Origin of the sequence: Allobrachymonas sp. (assembly GCF_041912815.1) — a bacterium.
In the GTDB taxonomy this organism is placed as follows: Bacteria; Pseudomonadota; Gammaproteobacteria; order Burkholderiales; family Burkholderiaceae_C; genus Brachymonas.
The window spans coordinates 25,119-45,315 of sequence record NZ_JAYRLV010000007.1; the positions used below are offsets into that span (position 1 = coordinate 25,119).

General features: G+C 62.9%; 14 protein-coding genes and 1 tRNA gene. 4 read left to right on the forward strand and 11 right to left on the reverse strand.

Going from position 1 to position 20,197, the window contains the following annotated elements; all coding sequences use genetic code 11:
* Positions 1 to 25: 25 nt before the first annotated feature.
* The 9 genes from ACE3P9_RS07090 to ACE3P9_RS07130 form a co-directional block, all read right to left on the reverse strand.
* Positions 26 to 619 (reverse strand): GspH/FimT family pseudopilin, encoded by a 594-nt coding sequence (locus tag ACE3P9_RS07090; protein WP_374492817.1) that lies wholly within the window; start codon positions 617 to 619, stop codon positions 26 to 28.
* Positions 616 to 1,095 carry a type IV pilin protein gene (locus ACE3P9_RS07095; protein ID WP_374492819.1) on the reverse strand — a complete coding sequence of 160 codons (480 nt, stop codon included), beginning with the start codon at positions 1,093 to 1,095 and terminating at the stop codon, positions 616 to 618. Before ACE3P9_RS07095 ends, ACE3P9_RS07090 begins: the two co-directional genes overlap by 4 nt.
* Complete coding sequence (locus ACE3P9_RS07100; RefSeq protein ID WP_374492820.1) at positions 1,095 to 3,938, reverse strand: pilus assembly protein; 2,844 nt, start codon at positions 3,936 to 3,938, stop codon at positions 1,095 to 1,097. Before ACE3P9_RS07100 ends, ACE3P9_RS07095 begins: the two co-directional genes overlap by 1 nt.
* Before the next feature lie 1,562 nt (positions 3,939 to 5,500).
* Complete coding sequence (locus tag ACE3P9_RS07105; protein WP_374492822.1) at positions 5,501 to 6,175, reverse strand: PilX N-terminal domain-containing pilus assembly protein; 675 nt, start codon at positions 6,173 to 6,175, stop codon at positions 5,501 to 5,503.
* On the reverse strand, positions 6,175 to 7,236 hold the full coding sequence (locus tag ACE3P9_RS07110) for a PilW family protein (RefSeq protein ID WP_374492824.1): 1,062 nt from the start codon (positions 7,234 to 7,236) through the stop codon (positions 6,175 to 6,177). The genes ACE3P9_RS07105 and ACE3P9_RS07110 overlap by 1 nt, the downstream gene beginning before the upstream one ends.
* 12 nt (positions 7,237 to 7,248) lie before the next feature.
* A complete protein-coding gene (gene pilV, locus ACE3P9_RS07115) occupies positions 7,249 to 7,911 on the reverse strand; it encodes a type IV pilus modification protein PilV (protein WP_374492826.1) in 663 nt (220 codons plus the stop codon).
* A 196-nt stretch (positions 7,912 to 8,107) separates the two neighbouring features.
* Positions 8,108 to 9,001, reverse strand: a complete 894-nt coding sequence (locus ACE3P9_RS07120; protein WP_374492828.1) for a WlaTC/HtrL family glycosyltransferase — start codon at positions 8,999 to 9,001, stop codon at positions 8,108 to 8,110.
* Between the two features lie 30 nt (positions 9,002 to 9,031).
* Complete coding sequence (gene alaS / locus ACE3P9_RS07125; RefSeq protein WP_374492829.1) at positions 9,032 to 11,653, reverse strand: alanine--tRNA ligase; 2,622 nt, start codon at positions 11,651 to 11,653, stop codon at positions 9,032 to 9,034.
* Positions 11,654 to 11,798: 145 nt separating this feature from the next.
* Complete coding sequence (locus tag ACE3P9_RS07130; protein ID WP_374492831.1) at positions 11,799 to 13,184, reverse strand: PLP-dependent aminotransferase family protein; 1,386 nt, start codon at positions 13,182 to 13,184, stop codon at positions 11,799 to 11,801.
* Positions 13,185 to 13,376: 192 nt separating this feature from the next.
* Between ACE3P9_RS07130 and gabT the strand changes: the two genes are divergently transcribed.
* The 4 genes from gabT (at position 13,377) to ACE3P9_RS07150 (ending at position 18,110) form a co-directional block, all read left to right on the forward strand.
* The gene (gene gabT / locus ACE3P9_RS07135; RefSeq protein ID WP_374492833.1) at positions 13,377 to 14,672 is read left to right on the forward strand and encodes a 4-aminobutyrate--2-oxoglutarate transaminase; all 1,296 of its coding nucleotides are present in this window, start codon (positions 13,377 to 13,379) and stop codon (positions 14,670 to 14,672) included.
* A gap of 186 nt (positions 14,673 to 14,858) precedes the next feature.
* Positions 14,859 to 16,289: an amino acid permease gene (locus ACE3P9_RS07140; protein WP_374492835.1), complete on the forward strand. Its 1,431-nt coding sequence runs from the start codon at positions 14,859 to 14,861 to the stop codon at positions 16,287 to 16,289.
* A 135-nt stretch (positions 16,290 to 16,424) separates the two neighbouring features.
* Positions 16,425 to 17,912 (forward strand): NAD-dependent succinate-semialdehyde dehydrogenase, encoded by a 1,488-nt coding sequence (locus ACE3P9_RS07145; RefSeq protein WP_374492837.1) that lies wholly within the window; start codon positions 16,425 to 16,427, stop codon positions 17,910 to 17,912.
* Positions 17,913 to 18,036: 124 nt separating this feature from the next.
* Positions 18,037 to 18,110 (forward strand) — tRNA-Gly (locus ACE3P9_RS07150).
* A 278-nt stretch (positions 18,111 to 18,388) separates the two neighbouring features.
* Here ACE3P9_RS07150 and ACE3P9_RS07155 read toward each other — a convergent pair.
* Both ACE3P9_RS07155 and ACE3P9_RS07160 read right to left on the reverse strand, forming a co-directional pair.
* Positions 18,389 to 19,657, reverse strand: a complete 1,269-nt coding sequence (locus tag ACE3P9_RS07155) for a type II toxin-antitoxin system HipA family toxin (protein WP_374492839.1) — start codon at positions 19,655 to 19,657, stop codon at positions 18,389 to 18,391.
* On the reverse strand, positions 19,654 to 20,007 hold the full coding sequence (locus tag ACE3P9_RS07160; RefSeq protein ID WP_374492841.1) for a helix-turn-helix domain-containing protein: 354 nt from the start codon (positions 20,005 to 20,007) through the stop codon (positions 19,654 to 19,656). Before ACE3P9_RS07160 ends, ACE3P9_RS07155 begins: the two co-directional genes overlap by 4 nt.
* Positions 20,008 to 20,197 lie beyond the last annotated feature (190 nt).

The window sequence follows — 20,197 nt, forward strand, 5'->3', positions numbered from 1 at the left end:
AGGTAGTGCAGCCGCAGGAGGTGGCTCAGTTCGTATTGCTGGAAGCCAGACAGGACGTGTCGGTGGATGAGCTCGGCCGGCACACCCGAATGCGGCCCGTAGGCGCCAGAATGACGCGACGCGTGCCAGATGGGGAATCGACCAGTGCACTGTTGTCGTTGCGGTTGATGCTCATGGTCATGGCACCGAACGCCCCGGTCGACGCACGTGGAAACCCGGATCCGTCAAACATGACATAGGGTGCCGTGCCCGTGGCCGTGCTGTTGGCCGTGACCGACAGGTATGTGGGCAAGGCTCCCGTCTGCTGGATCAGAATATCCGTGCCTGCGGTGTAGGTCTGGTCGTTGTTGGTGTCCACATAGACCCTCCAGCCGTTGGCCCAGCTGCTGCCATCCGTCGGCGCCACAATGGCACGGAGGTTGCGCTTCATGGCCTCTCCCCGTCCGGCCTGCATGCTGGCCACCAGCTCGTTGGCTGCCGAGATGAGCGCCGAAGTGCGCCGAAAATCGACGAAGTTGGGAATGGCGATCAGCATCAGCACCACCGCGATGGTGAGTGTCGTCATCAGCTCGATCAGGGTGAAACCTCGGGAGGTGCGGGGGAAATGCGTCTTCATCATGGCCAGCACAGTGCGGTATTGGACGAAGCGGCCGTCCCCGAGCAGGTCTTGCCCCCATTGGTGTCGGCCGACAGGGTTCCGGCTTCCGTATCGGTGAAGTTGTTGGGCGTCGCGGTGATGCGCACGCAGTCCCGGGCCGTGAACGAGCCGCCACAGGAGCCTGCCGACAGGTAATACCAGGGATGGGTATCCGAATCACCGGAATAGGTCTTGAAGGGCACGGTGGTGGCCGTGCCGGAGGTATCGGTGATGGTGCCGCTCGCGTTGTTGAAGAACAGGTAGGTGTTGTTCTGGGTCATGTAGCGCTCCTGCTGCTGCAGGAGCTGCAGAATGGCCGTTCTGGCCTCCGCCCGGCGCCCCTTGAGCACCGAATTCATGTAGGACGGGTAGGCAATGGCTGCCAGAATGCCGACGATGGCGACCACCACCATCAGCTCGACCAGGGTGAAGCCACGTTCACCTCTTGCACGGGTCATCATGAAGCATCCTTCAGATCGACATAGTTGAATATCTGCCGCCAGCTCAGGCGCCCGGCCAGGATGGTCTGGGTGACTGGCGTCCCTACACTCTGCCCCGAGGAACCGAAGTTGATGGGCCACTTCTTGAGTGTCTTGGTGCGCCTGCCGGTGCTGTCGGTCGAGGTATAGGAAGAATCTCCGGCATCGAGCAGCAGGGAGCCGCCATACAGCCCCACGTTCGACAGCGCATAGGTGCCATTTCCGGTATAGAGCGAAATGTCGTAGGTGTTGCCACTCCCCCCCGAGGTGGTGCAGACGGAGGTGGCTGCCGTGGTGTCGGGAATCAGGGAGCCGAAGATCAGTTGGTTGACCAAGGCCGTCACCGTCCCCACCTGCCGCTCACCGGTGGAAGGGAAGTCGAAATACCAGCCCGAGCGATAGACGCTGTCGCTGTCGCTGGTGGAGCGTTTCCACGTAAATGTGGGAGTCGTAATGGTATGGGCCGTCGTATCCACCGTACCCTGCTTCAGACGACTGCGTCCCTTGATGGCGCTGAGAATCGGATTGCTCGACCCTCCATCCGACCTGCCGGTGCCATCGTCATACAGCACATAGAAGGAATTCTGTGCCGTGGTGGCGCGATCGCTGGTTTCCAGATACTTGCCGGTCCCGAAGGCAATCAGGTAGGTGCCCGACGTCTGGCCACGCAGCATGACCGGCGGTGCCGTGATGGGCTGGACATTGCCGGAGGCGTCCTTGGCAATGTACATGGGATAGGCCACCGTGCTGCCGCTCACGGTCTGGGTGAAGACCGAGAGCTGGTTCATGTTCCAGTTGGCGCTGCCCTGCCCGTCGAAATTGAGCAGCCAGACACGCCCCTGCAGATCGCCCACCACCATGCGACCCACAGCTTCCTGGGCATTGAGGGCCACGCTGAAATTGGTGGCTCCGGTGGCTTGCGTCGCAGCCAGCGTACTGTCGATGGGAAGGGAAACCTTGAAATAGTTGGTCCCCAGCTGCCAGGCCGTGCCTGAGGGCTTGGAGAGGTCGAGCAGGAAGATCGCCGGCTTCCCCGTGGAGCTGAAATACCCAGCTGCATCCGTCACATAGTTGTTGACACCGCTCGCCACCACGGCATACCACTTGTAGGTGGCCGTCGTGCTCGAAGGATCGCTGGTGCGGAACTTGAGGATGCGGGGTGTCCCGATGACCTGCCCCATGTCGGCATCGTCCGCGGAGGTGAACTCCCAGAGCGCATTGGTCGCCGTGAAGCTGCCGGGATCGGACACATCCAGGGCATAGACGCCCTTGCCTCCTGCACCTGTGCCGCCCACCAGTACGGTCTTCCAGCTTGCGGAGGTGTCGGTAGTGCCCAGCTGGGCATCTGCCACGGCTGGCGTGGCGTCGACATAGCCCTGATGGTTGTCGTTATAGGTCGTGTTGGTCAGCAGGGACAGCTTGCTGGTGAGCCAGCCTGGAATGTAGCCGAACACTTCTGCACCCGTGCTGGCGTTGAAGGCGTGCAGCATGCCATCATTGGCCCCCACGAACACCACCGGCGTGCGTGCCGCATGGTCGGTGACAAAGGCCTTGTAACCCGCAGTGGTGTAGCCCGAGGCAGGCTTGCCACTGTAGATGACACCCGAATTCACGATATCGCCGAGCAGCTTGCCGCTGCGGTTGCGAAACAGGACACCATCGTTGGTCCGGTCTCCCCGCAGGTAATTGAGGCGGAGCTGGCCGTTGCCATCCGAAGAGGAACCGGGGCCCGGCTTGTTCAGGGCAGCCTGCTGGGTACTGGTAAGGCTATCCCATGTGAAATTGTTGGCCCCTGCCGTCGAGGAATTGCTGCCGATCACGATGTTGCGCGAAGAAGCAGGGGTCGCGAGGTTGCCGAGCTGCTGGCTGGCGCTCCAGGTGCTGCTGCCGGCTACCGTGGGGGTGCCGGAGCTGTCGAGCGTCACTGCAAAGGACTGCAGGTCGCCGGACCAGCTGGAAGTATCGAAGGACGCCTGATAGATCAGAGTGCCTGCAGAAGAACTGATGACGCTCGACTGTGACGACACCCCTGCGATGCTGTAGGCCGAAGCACTGGCGCGGTAGAAGATATCGTCGAATGCGGCCAGAACCTGCCGCGGATTGCTCTGCAGATAATAGGTGGCCGCCTCTCCTGCTGTGGTGGATTTCTGCCAGACATTGTTGTTGGCGGTGCCGGAATTGTCCTTGAAGGGATTGCCCCAGGTGTTGTAGGGCGTGACGGTAGACGTCTGCGACGGCTGGGAATTGAATCCTCCGTACTTGGCGGCCATGAAATACTGGTTGGAGGTGCGTCGGGAGGTGTCGTCATTTGATCCACTGTTCTCATTGACGTCGAAAAGGAAGGTCTTGACACGCAAGCCGGGGCGTTGCTTGCTGGCTTGATTGGTCCAGTTGGTGCCACGAATATCATGCGTGTGCGCCCAGTAGGTCAGACCCCAGAGTTCCTTGCGATTATTTGTAACCGAAATCGTACCGAGCGCCGTGTTCGCGGTGTTGGGGTTGGAAACAGAGCGGGTGGCTCCCTGCCCGTCCACATAGGAGCTGCTGGTGGTGTTGGCCTCGAAATCAGACACTTTCTGTGCCCAATATCTGTAATCAGGATAGTTGTCGGCAGCATTCAGGAAACCTTTTGCATCTGTCGTATTTCCGTATCCAGGAAACCTCGAAAAACCGCCATCATGGGTATAAATATCCCCAACCACCACCACATTGCTCTTGAGGCAGGAGTAGTCCTGTGTAGCGCTGCGCCCTGCATACGGATCATCCCAGGCCGTGCTGTTGGCATTGTTGGGATCGCCGTAAATGGGAAATCCATCGTACATCGCAGTCGTAAGACCGTTCACTGCCGAGATGCCATTGGCGGGCGTAGTCGGTTGCTGCCGACCCTGCAGATAGGCCAAAGTTTCGTGATACAGCTCTGTCACAGGATCATGTGTTTTATACATTCCCTGTACACCAGTTCTCCCAAATTGATTCAGGTAATTGATCACGCCACTAACCCCCATGGCATCGTTTTCAGGATTGCTCACCAAGACACCGGTCGTGGCATTCCACTCTGCCCGTGAATTTCCTGTGGAAGGAGTATTGTCTACCCCATACTGGTCGAAAGTGGACTGCCCCACATACTTCATGGGCGCACGTAGCACCCCGCCGAATCGCGTGGTTTTCGGATAAGACGCAGGACTGTATTGATTATCCATTGAATAGCCAAAAGCAGCAATTCTGAGATTTTTACTGTATTTTTGAATCACACCAGTTGGCTTATATTTTCCAGATGGATAACGAGTACAAAAATTATAATCACGAATATCCAAAAGATTTCCACTTCCATCGATATCGCAAACTTGAACTCTGGAATAAAAATATCCTTCGGATGTCATACTAGAAAAAAGCCCCGAAGTTCCTTGCGGCATAACATAACAGGAAATTGCCGTACAGGAAAAAGACGAAGATGCCTGATACACTGTCCAAGATTTTTCGCTTCCCTGCCATACCTCCTGAGTGCCTGTAATAGTGCATTTAGTAGTCTTTGATTGCCCCCTCCCTGTCGTCGGACATTGAACTGCAGCAGCAGGGGGATCGCTTTGTGCAGAAGTTACGGTAGGGTTAGTGCCACTTCCCGTTTTAGAGGATGAAAAATAGATTCTATTGAGAATATTTGAAATCCATAGGTCAGTGGTGCCTGCTGAAGCGGCCACCGCATCAGGAACTGCACCCCAATAATTACGTCCGCTGCTACCACCAGAACGCGTCAATTGTTTGGCAGGAAAAAAGGCACTGTTATTCCAGAAGTCCTGGTTATCAGGAGGGAAAGGCCCATTAGGCAGTACCGCACGCTGCAAGATCGTGAGGCCATCCTCGTCAATGTAGCGATCGCCTCCCGAAAGCGCGAGGCGCAGCATGTCGATGGCAGAGTTGGAGGCCCAGTTCAGAAAGTTGCCGCTGAAGGCATTGGTGCACATGCGGCTGGTGGCAGCGCCTGTGCGCTGAAAGCGTTTGTAGTCTGGCACCCTGCTGGAATCCGAAGTTTCCGAAGGGCTGTTCACATAGGTGTAGCAGGATTCGGCGTCGTAATACCCCAGATACTCGTTGGTGTTGCTGTAGCTGTCACGATACTGTGCCCCTACCGTAGGGTATTCCACCGACAGGGCTAATGCCATGGTGGGCTTGTCTCCGGTGGTGGTGCTGTAGAGCGGCGCACCTGTCAGGCCAATGGAGGGGATCGACGGCGGAGTGGTCTGACTGCGGACCCAGAACGCCATGCCGGCCATGAAGGCCAGCAGGGCTCCCAGCAGCACCCAGCGCAGCAGCGCTCCCTTGCGGGAAGAGGACTTGGGCTGCTCGACGGCGTGAGAGAAGGTAAGGTCGGATGGCATGGCGTATCTCAATTCCGATAGAGTTCTTGGGTCACAGCCTGAATGTCCTCGCGGGGGCCAAAACCTATGGCGGTGATGCGGTACACCACCTGCCGGCAGGCTGTGCTGGCATCGGTGCACATATGCAGATCTGGAATAGCTTCAATGACATAGCGCGGGGCCCTGGCAGGCTCCGATCCGTTGAACACGGTGCTGCTGTTGCCGGCGGCAAAGGTGCGACCGGTATAGGTGCCGAAGGCGACACTGTGTGCCGCGCTGCTGTCATCGAGAAAATCCACGGTAAGCCAGGCGGGCTTGTCGGGCGGCTGTGCCAGTTGACATAGTCCAGCCTGATTGGCGCCATCGCTTACCTTTCCGCAACCGCCACTCACATCCAATGGTTTCCCGCCCAGAATGGCACTGCGGTTGCCTGTGATGGCACCACTGCTGGCATCGGGACCATGAATGTCCATTTCGGCATCGAGCAGGGCCGCCTCGGAGGCCTGCCACGCGATCTGCATGTCGCGGTCGTTGCGGGCGCTGCGCTCGGCCATCAGCGTCAGCCGCGCAGCGGCAGCTCCCAGGATGGACACGATGACGAGGAGCAGCAGCACCACGATGAGGGCCACCCCACGCTGGGATGCACCGCCTCTGCGGGGAGCGGCATGGGTGCGCCGAGGCATGGAAGCGAAGATGCGCGACATCAGCGGCCTCCCTGATCGTTGCGGAGATGGATGGTGAAGGTCACCACCTGGCGCAGCCTGCCGTCGGCAGGGGCACTGAATTGGCTGTTGATGTTGGCCGAATCGACGAAAGCGGAACCGGTGGCAGCGGCGGCCCCCGATTTGGCTGCCCCGAAGGGATACAGCGTCTGGGTCTGGGGCATCTCGACAGCCCCCGCATCGGAACGGAGGATCATGCCGATCCGGATGCTGCGCACCCTGCGCCAGTTGGAGGCCGTGGCAGCTTCATCGCTAGGAACCAGCATCTGGTCTGCGGTCAGGTACCGCTTGGGCACGCTATCGAGTGGTGTAACAGTTGCAGGATCAGGCCCCGTATTGGGTGTGACACCGCTGTCCACGCCATAGAGCACCTTGAACAGCTCCACGCCCCGAATCAGGGGATGATTGTCATAAGGAGCCAGGCCGTTGGGAGAACGCGCGCAGTACAGCGTGGGTTCGCCCGTGGCATCTGCATTGACGCTGAACGCGCTGACGTAGTTGTCTTTCGCACTGCTCGGTGCGGTGGTTGGTGCATAGCCGAAGCAATCGATCATGGACTGATCCGTGGCAGTGGAACCCGTGGTCGGCAGGGACGATGCCGGCTGAAACCGCATGATGAGCACATCGCTGCCGTAGCCGACACTGGTGCTCGTCAGGCTAGTGGAGGTGGTGAGATCCGTCATGCTCGGGCGTGCATTGCTGAAGCCGGTGATGGGCGCTGGATAGTCGGTGGTGATCGACGCGTCGTTGGGATCGGTCACGGTGGCGAAGGCCACGTCCTTGAAGCCGGACTGCACCCCGATGCGGTCGAGTGCCAACACGGCAAAGCGTGCGTTGTCGCGCAGCTGCGAGGCGGCATCGGTGGCGGTGAAGCCGTTGCGTGCCACGAGCAGTGCCGCCACGGCTGCCAGCACCACGAGGAGGCCGATGACCATGGACACCATGAGCTCGATGAGCGTGAACCCGCGTGTGCGACGCCCTGCACGGGTCAGCGCCACCGCAGGGGCACGATGGCGATAAGGGAAGACGAAGGTCTGTTGCATGAGCCGCTCCCTTCAGTCCGCATGCCCGGCCGTGACCGGAAAGATCAGCCAGGGCCTGCTGGTGGTGGCCGTAGCGGAGAGCAGCCGGCTGGTGCCGGTCTGGGTGGAATCGGTGGACAGACGCGACCAGCCGATCTTGATGTAGTTGACCGGATTGGAGGTGCCGCTGTTGGTGCATGCCCATTGCGGCTTGCCGGAGCTGTCATACGGCGCATCGTCACGGCAGATGACCACGCGCGCGCCCGGCAGCGCGGCATCGACGCGGGCCAGCCATTCGGTGAGCTCGGCACGGGCAATCTCGGTGTTGTCCGCGCAGTTGTGATTGGCCACGGCCAGACAGTAGGACGTGGTGGACGGCACCAGAGGGCTGCTGCTGTAGTCGCCCAGATAGGGATTGGCGGTGCCGGACTGCACTGCCACGGCCTTGTTGCCGCGCATCATCTCGGCCATCTCGCGGGCCAGGTCTGCCGCTGTGGACTGCAGGCGTGCATCCCGGTTGCTCTGCAGCGAGGCGAACTGCATGCCCACCATGCCCAGAAGGCCGATGCTGAGCACCAGAATCGCGATCAGCACCTCGATGAGGCTGAATCCGCGTTCCTGTCGCCGCGATCCGTGGCGCTGCAGCCTCCGGACGCACCGCAGGCCATGGCAATCGATTGAAACGGTTGTATCCATACCTTGCATGATAGGGACCATGATGACGAATCATGAACCGTCTGTCGGCGCTGAACTACCGCCTGTCGGAAAGAAGACCGAATGCACAGAAATGCACGGTGCAGACGCAAAAGGCTGGATGGGGATGACTCACGGGATGCAGCCTGCAGCGCCGTGAGGCCGCACTCCCAAGTGCTACGCTCCGGTGCCTCACAGGTTACAGAAGGGATGCGAGGTGCTGCCGGGTGCAACGCAGAAAGGCCCGGACCGGGCCCACGCGACGGGACCTGCTTGCGTACTGCCGGAAAATCTCGAACCATCCAGTGGGTTCATGGATGGCAAAGTGCTCAGGCTCCGCCAGGGAAGCCACCAGAAAAAGCGACTGGTCGTCGTCGATCCAGCCGTTCTGCATCAGCTCTCCGAGCACAGTCTGGTAGAGCGCGTCGAGATGCAGCCACTGCGCACGGCTGGCCACGATGGAAGGGCCGATGACGTACACCTCGTTGTGCGCCATGACATGCTGCAGAGCCGGGTGTCGGACCAGCGCACGGGGGGAGCGGTCAGGCAGCGGCTGCGTCCATTTCCGGATGCTGAAGAGATGGATCTTTTCGGGATCGAAGTCATGGTCCCAGGACACCACGCCCGCCAGGGTTCTGGCCTTGCGGCAGTACCCGAAATCGAGCCATGCGGCCATCTCGTGATGGACATGACCGCCTTCGATGGCACGCCGCAGAAAGGTGGTCTTGAGCAGGTTCACCAGAACGTATTCGGCGCTCCAATACTCGGGGTTGGCCACCTGATCGGGGCTGATGCGCGCCTGGAATTCGGGCGATTGCTGGATGGCGGCAATGCGATCGCGCAGTGCGGAGAACTCGCGGGGGAAATCCACAGCGATCACGGCTCCGGGACGGCCCTTGCGCAGCCGCCGGACCCTGTCCACCAGATCCGGCGAGGTGAAGACGACCATCTCGTTGTCAAGCGACGCCAGATGGGAAAAACGCCGGAAATAGGTGTCCGTCGTTCTTTTCAGGAAGGGCTGGTTACCCCCCTGCCGGGAATTCCACTGCCCACGACCGATGTCGAAGAATGCGGTGACGATGGTGATGGGCATGGAAAATTCCTGACAGGGGTGGAGCGCCGATCAGAGCCGCTCGGCCACCCAGGCCTGCACGCCCTGGAGTGCCTGGTCGAGGTGGGCGGGCTGGGTGCCGCCTGCCATGGCCATGTCGGGCTTGCCGCCACCCTTGCCCCCCACCTGCTGGGCCACGAAGTTGACGAGCTCGCCGGCCTTGAGGGCCGCGGTGCGGTCCTTGGTCACGCCAGCGGCGATCTGGACCTTGTCTCCTTCCACGGCAGCCAGCACGATGGCAGCACTCTTGAGCTTGTCCTTGAGCTTGTCCATGGTCTCGCGCAGGGTCCTGGCATCGGCGCCTTCGAGGCGAGCCGCCAGCACCTTCACCCCCTTGACATCGACAGCCTGGCCGGCAAGTTCATCGCCCTGGCTCGAAGCGAGCTTGCCCTTGAGCGCGGCGATTTCCTTTTCGAGGTGCCGGGTCTGTTCCTGCAGCTGACCGATGCGGCCGAGCAGCTCGGAGGGCGGGGTCTTGAGCGCCTGCGCCGCCTCGGAGACGGTGTGCTCCAGCCCCTGCAGATAGGCCAGGGCATTCGCGCCGGTAACGGCCTCGATGCGGCGCACGCCCGAGGCCACACCGCCTTCGGTGACGATCTTGAACAGGCCGATGTCGCCAGTGCGCCCCACATGGGTGCCGCCGCACAGCTCGGTGCTGGAGCCGATGTCGAGAACGCGCACTTCGTCGCCATACTTCTCGCCGAAGAGCATCATGGCACCGGTCTGGCGGGCGTCTTCCATGGGCATGACGCGGGCACGGGTGTCGGTGTTGGCCAGGATCTCGGCATTGACCTTGTGCTCGACTTCGGCAATCTGGGCGGGCGTCAGGGCGGCGCCGTGGGCAAAGTCGAAACGGGTGCGCTCGGGGGTGACGAGGGAGCCCTTTTGCTGCACATGGCTGCCCAGCACTTCGCGCAGGGCCTTGTGCAGAAGGTGGGTGGCGCTGTGGTTGCGCATGGAGGCGAAGCGCAGGTCGTGGCTGACCTCGGCTCGCACCCGGTCGCCCACGCGCAGCACGCCCTGCAGCAGCACGCCATGGTGGCCGAAGACGTCGGCCTTGATCTTGTGCGTGTCGGTGACCTGGAATTCGATCCCGGGGGCCCGCAGCAGGCCCTGGTCGCCCACCTGGCCACCGCTTTCGGCGTAGAAGGGGGTCACGTCGAGGACGATGACGCCCTGATCGCCGGTCCTGAGCTGGGACACGGATTCGCCGTCCACGTAGAGAGCCAGGACCTGTGCCTCCTCTTCGAGGTGCTCGTAGCCGGTGAAGGTGTTGCTGGCCCCTTCGTACTCCAGCACCTTGTCCATCTTGAACTTGCCCGCTGCGCGGGCCGTGTCCTTCTGGTGCTGCATGGCGTTCTCGAAGCCGGCCTCGTCGACCGTGACGCCGCGCTCGCGGCACACGTCCTGCGTGAGGTCGAGCGGAAAGCCGTAGGTGTCGTGCAGCTTGAAGGCGATGTCGCCGGAAAGGGTCTGGCGGTCACCGGCCAGGGCCTCGTCAAGAATGTTCATGCCCTTTTCGAGCGTTTCGAAGAAGCGGTCTTCCTCGGCCTGCAGGGCGGAGGCGATTTCGGCTTCCTGCGCCTTGAGACGGGGATAGGCATCGCCCATGAGCGCGACCAGATCGGGCACGAGCCGATGGAAGAAAGGCTTCTTGCAGCCGAGCTTGTAGCCGTGGCGGATGGCGCGGCGGATGATGCGGCGCTGCACGTAGCTGCGCCCTTCGTTGCCGGGCAGCACGCCGTCGCTCACCAGGAAGGCCGTGGCACGGATGTGGTCGGCAATGACCTTGAGGGAAGGATTGGCCAGATCGGTGCAGCCGGTTTCGCGCGCTGCGGCCCGGATGAGGTTCTGGAACAGGTCGATCTCGTAGTTGCTGTGCACGTGCTGCAGGATGGCGGCCAGACGCTCCAGCCCCATGCCGGTGTCCACGCAGGGGGCGGGAAGGCGCGTGAGGCTGCCGTCCTCGTGCATCTCGAACTGCATGAACACGTGGTTCCAGATCTCGATGAAGCGGTCGCCGTCCTCGTCAGGGCTGCCGGGAGGGCCCCCGGCGATGTCGGCACCGTGGTCGTAGAAGATTTCGCTGCACGGCCCGCAGGGACCGGTGTCGGCCATCATCCAGAAGTTGTCGCTCTTGTACTTGCCGCCCTTGTTGTCGCCGATGCGGATCACGCGCTCGGGCGGCAAGCCGATGACCTGGGTCCAGATGTCGTAGGCCTCGTCATCCTCGTGGTAGACGGTGGCGGTGAGCTTGTCGGCCGGGAGGCCGTAGACCTGGGTCAGCAGCTCCCAGCCCCAGGTGATGCTTTCCTTCTTGAAATAGTCGCCGAAGGACCAGTTGCCGAGCATCTCGAAGAAGGTGTGGTGGCGGGCGGTGTAGCCGACGTTCTCGAGGTCGTTGTGCTTGCCGCCGGCACGCAGACAGGCCTGCACGCTGGTGGCGCGGTGGTAGGGACGCTTGTCGGTGCCGAGGAACACATCCTTGAACTGGACCATGCCGCTGTTGGTGAACATGAGGGTCGGGTCGTTCAGGGGAACCAGGGGGCTCGACGGCACGATGGTGTGGCCCTTGCTGGCGAAGAAGTCGAGGAAGGTCTTGCGGATTTCCGCAACGGTCATGGGTGTGGTCATGCGGCAAAAACGCCCCGGGGGGCGCTCTCGGTACGGGAAAAAGGGAATGCTGCCCGGATTATAGGAGTGCGGGCCCCGGTGGCCAGCCGGACACAGGCGATGCAGCAGCGGGAACGGCCTGCCCGGAGGGCCGATGGCCGAGGGGTCAGATGTACTGGCGCAGGAAGCGCAGCACGGCCTCGTCCTCGCTGAACGCCACATTGAAGCGCAGCCACGGACTCATCGTCAAGCTGGGCGAGAACAGATGACCGGGGCCGAGCAGGATGTCGTTCTCGGCAGCCAGCAGGGCAAGCACGTTGGCATTGTCGATCGACGGATGCTGCACCCACAGGAACATGCCGGCCTTGGGGGTGGCGAAGGTCTCGAAGCCCATGTCCAGAAAGCGGGCGGACACGCGGCTGTGGGCGTCGGCCAGGCGTTCGCGCAGGTTCTTGAGGTGCTTGCGCCAGCGCCCGTCGATGAGGGCACCGCAGGCCAGCCGCTCCGAGAATTCGGAGGAGGTGAGCCCGGAAATCATCTTGAGCTGGGCGAGCTCCTCCACCAGTTCCTGATGGGCAGCCAGATAGCCCACCCGCAGGTTGGGAGAGATGGTCTTGGAGAAGCTGCCGATGTAGACGACCCGCCGCAGCTGGTCGAGGCTTGCCAGGGTGGCGCGGGGCCGGTCGTCGAGATCGGCGTAGATGTCGTTTTCGACCACCAGCAGGTCGTGGCGCTCGGCGAGCTGCAGCACCCGGTACATGTGCGAGAGGGTGGCCGACATGCCGGTGGGACACTGCAGGCGCGGCTGGGTGAAGAAAACCTTGGGCTGGTGCTCCAGGATCAGGGCCTCCAGCTGTTCGAGATCGTAGCCTTCCTCGGTCCGGGGCACGCCCAGCAGCTCGGCGCCCATGAAGCGCAGCGCGAAATACAGGTTGGAATAGCCCGGATCGTCCACCAGCACCTTGTCGCCCGGCCGCACCGCACGGCGCGCGATCAGATCCAGCGCCTGGCTGGAGCCCTGCGTGAGCAGGAGCTGCTCGGCCGTGACGGCGATCTCGCGCTCCGCCAGCAGGTCGCGCACGAGTTGCCGCATGGGCAGATAGCCCTTGGGCTCGCCGTAGCCGCTGATGCTGATGTCGCCTGCGGCCAGCGTGCGCAGGCTGCGGCGCACGCCCTCGCCGAACAGCCATTCCTCGGGCAGCCAGCCGCAGCCCGGCTTGAGGCTGAGGCTGCGGTGCTCGAAGATGCGGCGCATGTAGAAGTTGGCGTCGAAGGCGTCGCAGGGCCCGGCCACGGCGACGGGGCCGGGCGTGGCCTGCCGCCGGCGCACGAAGAAGCCGAGATTGGGGCGCGAGACAAAGTAGCCCAGCGCCACCAGCCGGTCGTAGGCATCGACGGCGGTGTAGACGCTCACGTCGTGCGTCTGGGCAAACTGGCGAATGGAGGGAAGCTTGGAGCCCGCACGCAGCGAGCCGTCTTCGATCGACTGCCGGAAGCCGTTGACGATCTGCTGCACCAAAGAGGTGCCGTAACTGGAGTCAAGTACAAACATGGAGCGTACACAAGCATAACTGGTGCCAAAAACACGCTTTTGAGGCATGCCGCGTCACCCGGGACGACCGTACCGTGGCACCCGCCAACACAGCCACGGTTTCAAGGATGGGCAAGTGTATATGTTGGCCGGAGGGAGGGCTTTCTACATTGGGGGTGTCGATTTTTTCCGTTCCAAGGAGTGATTTCCACCATGACCGAGACCACCGCTCAGACCAATGCCGCCCTGTACTCCCGCCGCGAAGCCGCCGTGCCGCGCGGGGTGGGCCACTCGTACCACATCTTTGCCGACCGTGCCGAAAACGCCGAGGTGTGGGACGTGGAAGGCCGTCGCTACATCGACTTCGCGGGCGGCATTGCCGTGCTCAACACCGGGCACCGCAACGCCACCGTGATGGCCGCCGTCGAAGCCCAGATGCAGCGCTTCACGCACACCTGCTTTCAGGTGCTGCTCTATGAATCCTATGTGGCGCTGGCCGAACGCCTCAATGCCAAGGCTCCCGGCGATTTCGCCAAGAAGACGGTGTTCCTGACCTCCGGCTCCGAAGCGGTGGAAAACGCCGTCAAGATCGCCCGTGCCCACACCGGCCGCAGCGGCGTGATCTCCTTCACGAGCGGCTACCACGGCCGCACCCTGCTGACTCTGGGCCTCACGGGCAAGGTCGTGCCGTACAAGGCTGGCTTTGGCCCCTTCCCGGCCGAGCTGTACCACGCCCTGTTCCCGGTTCCCAGCCGGGGCGTGACGGTGGAGGATTCGATCCACTCGCTGGAGCTGATCTTCAAGAACGACATCGAGCCGAGCCGCGTGGCCGCCATCATCATCGAGCCGGTGCAGGGCGAAGGCGGCTTCAACCCCGCTCCCAAGGAGCTGCTGGCCCACATCCGCGAACTCTGTGACCGCCACGGCATCGTGATGGTCGTCGACGAGGTGCAGACCGGCGCCGGACGCACGGGCACCTGGTATGCCATCGAGCAGACCGGCGTGATTCCCGACCTGATCACCACCGCCAAGTCGATGGCAGGCGGCTTTCCGCTATCGGCCGTGACGGGCCGTGCCGAGATGATGGACGCTCCCGGCCCCGGCGGCCTGGGTGGCACCTATGCCGGCAGCCCGCTGGGATGCGCAGCCGGCCTGGCCGTGCTCGACGCCTTTGAACAGGACAACCTCCTCGAACGCAGCAAGGCCGTGGGCGCCCACCTGCGCAAGGGTCTGGAGGCACTGGCCGTGCGGCACCCCGTCATTGCCGAAGTGCGCGGCCTGGGCGCCATGCTCGCCATCGAGCTGTGCAAGGACAAGGACATGAAGCAGCCGATGAGCGATCTGACCAAGGCCATCGCGGCCGAGGCTGGCCGTCGCGGGCTGATCCTGCTGACCTGCGGCACCTACGGCAACGTGATCCGCTTCCTGGTGCCGCTCACGGCCAGCGATGCGGTACTCGACGAAGGGCTGTCCATCCTGTCGGACTGCTTCGACGCGCTCGACCGCTGAGCGGCAGGCACCTGCCTCCCCTGCGGGGCGTCCCGATGCGGGATGCCCGGGGCGGAGCCGCCTGCCCCCGTGGCGCAGCGGCTCCCCCTGCTCCCGGCCGGCCCCTCCGGGCCGTGATGCCGGGGGCTCTTGACCTTCACTCCCTTTTCCCTTCCATTCCTTCCTTATAGACAAGGAGAAACTGCCATGACTGCGCATACTCCGGAATCAGGTGGCACCGCGCTCAAGGCCGGCCTCAAGCCGCGCCACCTGACCATGATCTCGATTGCCGGCGTCATCGGCGCCGCCCTGTTCATCGGCTCCGGCAAGGTTCTGGCCAGCGCCGGACCGGCTGCCGTGCTGGCCTATCTCGCGGGCGGCATCCTCGTGGTGCTGGTGATGCGCATGCTCGGCGAAATGGCCGTGGCGCACCCCGACACGGGCTCGTTCTCCACCTACGCCGACCGCGCCATCGGGCGCTGGGCCGGCTTCACCATCGGATGGCTGTACTGGTACTTCTGGGCCCTGCTCATGGGCTGGGAAGCCTACGTGGCCGGCAAGATCCTCAACAACTGGTTCCCGATTATCCCGATCTGGGGCTACATGCTGATCGTGAGCGTGTCGCTCATCGGCGTGAACCTGATGAACGTGAAGAACTACGGCGAATTCGAGTTCTGGTTCGCGCTCACCAAGGTGGTGGCCATCGTGGTCTTCCTGATCATCGGCAGCCTGGCCATCATGCACCTCTGGCCCTGGGGCACCCCCTCGTCCAGCGGCTTCACGCACCTGACCAGCGAGGGCTTCATGCCTCACGGATTCGGGGCGCTGGTCACCGCGCTATTGGGAGTGATGTTCGCCTTCATGGGAGCGGAAATCGTGACGGTGGCGGCTTCCGAGTCGGCCAACCCGAGCAAGGAAATCGTCAAGACGACCAAGTCGGTGGTGTGGCGCATCGTGCTGTTCTACGTGGGTTCGATCTTCATCGCCGCCTGCCTGATCCCCTACACCGACCCGCTGTTCAAGGACCCGACCTACGGCACCTACAGCGTCACGCTGATGAACCTCGGCATCCCCCATGCCCGCGACATCGTCAACTTCGTGGTGCTGACCTCCGTGTGCAGCTGCTTCAACTCGGCCCTCTACACCTGCTCGCGCATGCTGTTCTCCCTGTCCCGCCGTGGCGATGCCCACCGCATCATGGGCGTCACCGGCAAGCACACCGGCAGCCCATGGGTGAGCGTGCTGATTTCGAGCGTGTTCGCCTTCGTGGCCATCTACCTCACCGCCACCGAGAAGATGGACGTCTATGACGTGCTCATGTCCGCCACCGGCACCGTCGCCCTGTATGTGTACATGGCCATCGCCTTCTCGCAGTTGCGCATGCGCCAGAAGTTCGAGGCCGCAGGCCGCAAGCTGGAGTTCCGCATGTGGCTGTTCCCCTGGCTCACCTATGCCGTCATCGGCTTCATCGCGGTCGCCCTGGTGATCATGGTGGCAGAAGGCACCTACCGCACCGAAGTGGTGTATACCTCGATCCTGGCCGCCGTGATCGTGACCATGGGTGTCATCGCCCAGAAGTTCGGCATCGGCACCGGACGCCGCCCTCCCGAGGTCGTGCTCCATCCCGTCACCGAATGAGGTGCGGATGGGCAGCCCCTCACCCGCCACATACCGGCGGCTGACACGGGGCTGGCCCACCCCGCCACCGCCAGGACGGGGCGGCAGTCTCCCTGCCGCCCTCCTTTCCTCTTCCGTACCGATTGCAGACCCACCATGACCGCTACCCCCTCCTCTCCCCTCTCGCTTCTCAAGGACCCCACCCTCCTCAAGACCGCCGGCTACGTGAACGGCCAGTGGATCGAGGGACAGACCACCTTTGCCGTGATCGACCCCGCCACGGGACTCGAACTCGCCCAGGTCGCCGACCTGACGGCTGCCGACACCCAGCACGCGATCGACGCCGCCGAAGCCGCCCTGCCCGCCTGGCGCGGCCTCACCGCCAAGCAGCGCAGCCAGATCCTGCGCCGCTGGTTCGACCTGCTCACGGCCCACCAGGAAGACCTGGCCCGCATCATGACCGCCGAACAGGGCAAGCCCCTGCCCGAAGCCATGGGCGAAGTCGCCTACGGCGCGAGCTTTGTCGAATGGTTTGCCGAAGAAGCCAAGCGCTGCAACGGCGAAACCGTCACCACCTTCGACAACAGCAAGCGTCTGGCCGTGCTGCGCCAGCCGATCGGCGTCTGTGCCGCCATCACCCCCTGGAACTTCCCGCTCGCCATGATCACCCGCAAGGTCGCCCCGGCCCTGGCCGCCGGCTGCACCGTGGTGGTCAAGCCCGCCGAACTCACTCCCCTCACGGCCACCGCCGCCGTGGAGCTGGGCGCACGCGCCGGCATTCCGGCCGGTGTGCTCAACCTCATCACCAGCAACCAGGCCGTCGCCGTCGGCAAGGTCCTGTGCGACAGCGACGTGGTGCGCCACCTCAGCTTCACCGGCTCCACCGAAGTGGGCCGCATCCTCATGGCACAGTGCGCCCCGACCATCAAGAAGCTCGCGCTGGAGCTCGGCGGCAATGCCCCCTTCATCGTGTTCGACGATGCCGACCTCGACAGCGCCGTGCAGGGTGCCATGGCCAGCAAGTACCGCAACGCCGGCCAGACCTGCGTCTGCGCCAACCGCCTGTATGTGCAGGACGGGGTGTATGACGCCTTCGTCGAGAAGCTCGCCGCCGAAGTCGGCAAGCTGCAGATCGGCAACGGCTTCTCCAAGGGCGTGAGCGTCGGCCCCATGATCGAGCCTGCCGCCCTGGTCAAGGTGCAGGCCCACATCGACGATGCCGTGGCCAAGGGCGGCCGCGTCGTCACCGGAGGCCAGGCACTGGAAGGCCAGTTCTACGCTCCCACCGTCATCGCCAACGCCACGCAGGACATGCGCTGCGCCCGCGAGGAAACCTTTGGGCCGCTCGCTCCCGTGTTCCGTTTCAGGACCGAGGCCGAAGCCATTGCCGCCGCCAACGCCACCGAATTCGGCCTGGCCAGCTACTTCTTCAGCCGCGACATCGGCCGCATCACGCGCGTGAGCGAAGCGCTGGAATACGGCATGGTCGGCGTCAACACCGGCCTCATCAGCAGCGAGCAGATCCCCTTCGGTGGCGTCAAGCAGTCCGGCCTCGGCCGCGAAGGCTCCCACCACGGCATGGACGAATACCTGGAAATGAAGCTCGTGTGCATCGGCGACATCCGCCCCGCCACCGACGCCTGAGCCCCCACCCGCCTCTTGCACACGCGCAAGACCCGCGCCCCCAGGCCGGGCCTTGCGGCTGTGCCCCCTTGCAGACACCCCGTGCGCAGGGGGCCAGGAGACAGGCTACAATAGCGCGATCGCTGCGGGCGTAGTTCAATGGCAGAACGGCAGCTTCCCAAGCTTCATACGAGGGTTCGATTCCCTTCGCCCGCTCCAGACCCCCTCTTCAGTCTGGCCTTCCGGATGCCATGCCATCTGCGTCCGGACACCGCACGCACCACAGCCAACCTTGCAGGTTGGCTTTTTTGTGCCTGAAACACCGCCTCCATTCCCAGATTGCCATTGCCATGGCTTCCATGGCTGCGTTCGCCCAGAAGCAATGAACTGCGCAGCCCGGGGAGTAATCGAACTCCATCATCGAAAATACAGGAGTCCACAGTGCCGATCCCGATGAGGAGACCGATGGCAGTGCGGGGCTCTGAAGTGAGCAGACGTCAGGGCCGGCCTGCAAGCGCACGAAACTCCGCATGGGCCGAGAAAGCCCCCGCCGTCAGGTCAATGTCGGCACCTGAGATGCCAGCCCTGCGCGCCGCATCCCGCCAGCCATCCACCACTGTCGCTACCTCTTCCACCACCTGCCGAGCAGGGGCGTCGCCAAGCCCGTAGAACACCGCCGTACCGAGAACCGTCTCCAGGCTCGGTCGGTTGTCGACATCGTCGATGTTCAATACATGCTCCGCCTTGTCGATGTTCGGATTGACATCAAACGCCGGCGCAAGGCGCCATCCCGTCCTGCCAAGCACGAAGCCGTGATTGCGCAAGTGATCGTCACGGTTGCCGACCGCGACATTGAACGCCACGCGACGGAATAGCTGTGCCAGGTCCGCATCCGCACGCTCTGCGTCGCCCTGGGACCGGATGAACTGGGCCAGTTCCAGATAGCTCGCGCCTTCGCTCTGCGTCTTGCGCAGCAGCGTCATCGCCGAGGCATAGAAGCATCGCGCACCCTGCACGCGATCGAACCTCTGCACACAGAAGGTGTGAAAGCCGTTGCCCAGCCTGATCAGCCTGGCCGGAGGGACATCCACGCCGGCTTTCCGGGCCAGTTGGTGAACAGCATATTCCCAAGCCCCAACGTCCCGGTCATCGTCACGCGCGGGGAACTTGGCGATCCAGAGCGAGCCATCAGTCTCCGTGAAGTTGGCCTTCGGCCTGGCCCCACCCAGCGATGCCCCCGGAGCGACAAGCACGGCCAGCCACCTGCGCAGGGCGTCGAGGTCATCCATGCGCCGGTTGCTGAGCTGATAGGCGACCGTTTCCAGTTCGCGCAGGGTCGTCACTGGCGGAGCAGCCATCTTCTCGTCACCGAGGAAGGTGTCCGTGTCCGGCCGACGAAAGCGCAATGCGCCCTGGCGGGTCTGGTCCTGCACGCCGATGAGGAAGTCCCAGGCGTAGAGCGTACGAGGCGGACGCTTCTCGTCCTTCGCCTGCAAGGCTTCACGACGCTTCATGAGTGTCTGGCCCCAGCGATCCGGCGATGAGTCCAGGAAGACCCCGAAGTTGCCCAGTTCCGGCTTCGGGAAAAAGGGGTGCTCGTCCAGGGAGAGGTCGGGGTCCAGCGCAAAGGCGCGGGGATCCCTGAGCCAATCCGGTTCGTAGCGAAAGCGGATCTGTCCTCGGTCATGGGAAAGCGTGCCGACTTGGCATGCTGGGCCCAAGCCATCGTCCAGCCAGACTTCCAGCGTGTTGTCCTGTTTGCTCATGCAGACCCCTCGCGATTCTGGGTCGGTGATGGATCGCCCCTTCGGTGCCTGGCACCGGGTAAGGGCTCCAGCGCCAAATCCTGCAGCTTGCGCCCGATCCGGTCGTCGGCTGCCAGCAGATTGAGATCGCCTTCGAGACCCAGCACGGCCAGTACCCGGACATAGGCGCCCAGGGTAGCGCCAGGATCGCCTGCCTCGACCTTGTACACGGTGGTTCTGGAAACCCCTGCGCGTTGCGCTATCACCGCATTGCTCAGCTTGCGTCTCTTGCGGGCAAGGCGGAGCCGTTCGCCCAGCTCGGAGAGCAGGCGCTGTTCACGTGGAAAGACAACGGGTGGCTTGCGAGGCATATTTGCTATTAAAGTCAAAATTCAATGAATTTGTCCATAATAGCGAAATATGAAACGAGTGCCTAGCGCTCGCCAGCGAGCGAGAAACCAGTACACGATGTGGCGTCTTCTCGCTATCAGCATGGGATAAACTCTTTACAAATCAATGGATTGGATTGAAATTTCCGTTCCCTTCTCCTGCTCCAGCCCC

Bases quoted from the DNA above. Each gene is read 5' to 3' on its own strand.
- ACE3P9_RS07090 (WP_374492817.1), bottom strand. From the start codon at position 619: ATGATGAAGACGCATTTCCCCCGCACCTCCCGAGGTTTCACCCTGATC.
- ACE3P9_RS07095 (WP_374492819.1), bottom strand. From the start codon at position 1,095: ATGACCCGTGCAAGAGGTGAACGTGGCTTCACCCTGGTCGAGCTGATG.
- ACE3P9_RS07100 (WP_374492820.1), bottom strand. From the start codon at position 3,938: ATGTACGATGGATTTCCCATTTACGGCGATCCCAACAATGCCAACAGC.
- ACE3P9_RS07105 (WP_374492822.1), bottom strand. From the start codon at position 6,175: ATGTCGCGCATCTTCGCTTCCATGCCTCGGCGCACCCATGCCGCTCCC.
- ACE3P9_RS07110 (WP_374492824.1), bottom strand. From the start codon at position 7,236: ATGCAACAGACCTTCGTCTTCCCTTATCGCCATCGTGCCCCTGCGGTG.
- pilV (WP_374492826.1), bottom strand. From the start codon at position 7,911: ATGGATACAACCGTTTCAATCGATTGCCATGGCCTGCGGTGCGTCCGG.
- ACE3P9_RS07120 (WP_374492828.1), bottom strand. From the start codon at position 9,001: ATGCCCATCACCATCGTCACCGCATTCTTCGACATCGGTCGTGGGCAG.
- alaS (WP_374492829.1), bottom strand. From the start codon at position 11,653: ATGACCACACCCATGACCGTTGCGGAAATCCGCAAGACCTTCCTCGAC.
- ACE3P9_RS07130 (WP_374492831.1), bottom strand. From the start codon at position 13,184: ATGTTTGTACTTGACTCCAGTTACGGCACCTCTTTGGTGCAGCAGATC.
- gabT (WP_374492833.1), top strand. From the start codon at position 13,377: ATGACCGAGACCACCGCTCAGACCAATGCCGCCCTGTACTCCCGCCGC.
- ACE3P9_RS07140 (WP_374492835.1), top strand. From the start codon at position 14,859: ATGACTGCGCATACTCCGGAATCAGGTGGCACCGCGCTCAAGGCCGGC.
- ACE3P9_RS07145 (WP_374492837.1), top strand. From the start codon at position 16,425: ATGACCGCTACCCCCTCCTCTCCCCTCTCGCTTCTCAAGGACCCCACC.
- ACE3P9_RS07155 (WP_374492839.1), bottom strand. From the start codon at position 19,657: ATGAGCAAACAGGACAACACGCTGGAAGTCTGGCTGGACGATGGCTTG.
- ACE3P9_RS07160 (WP_374492841.1), bottom strand. From the start codon at position 20,007: ATGCCTCGCAAGCCACCCGTTGTCTTTCCACGTGAACAGCGCCTGCTC.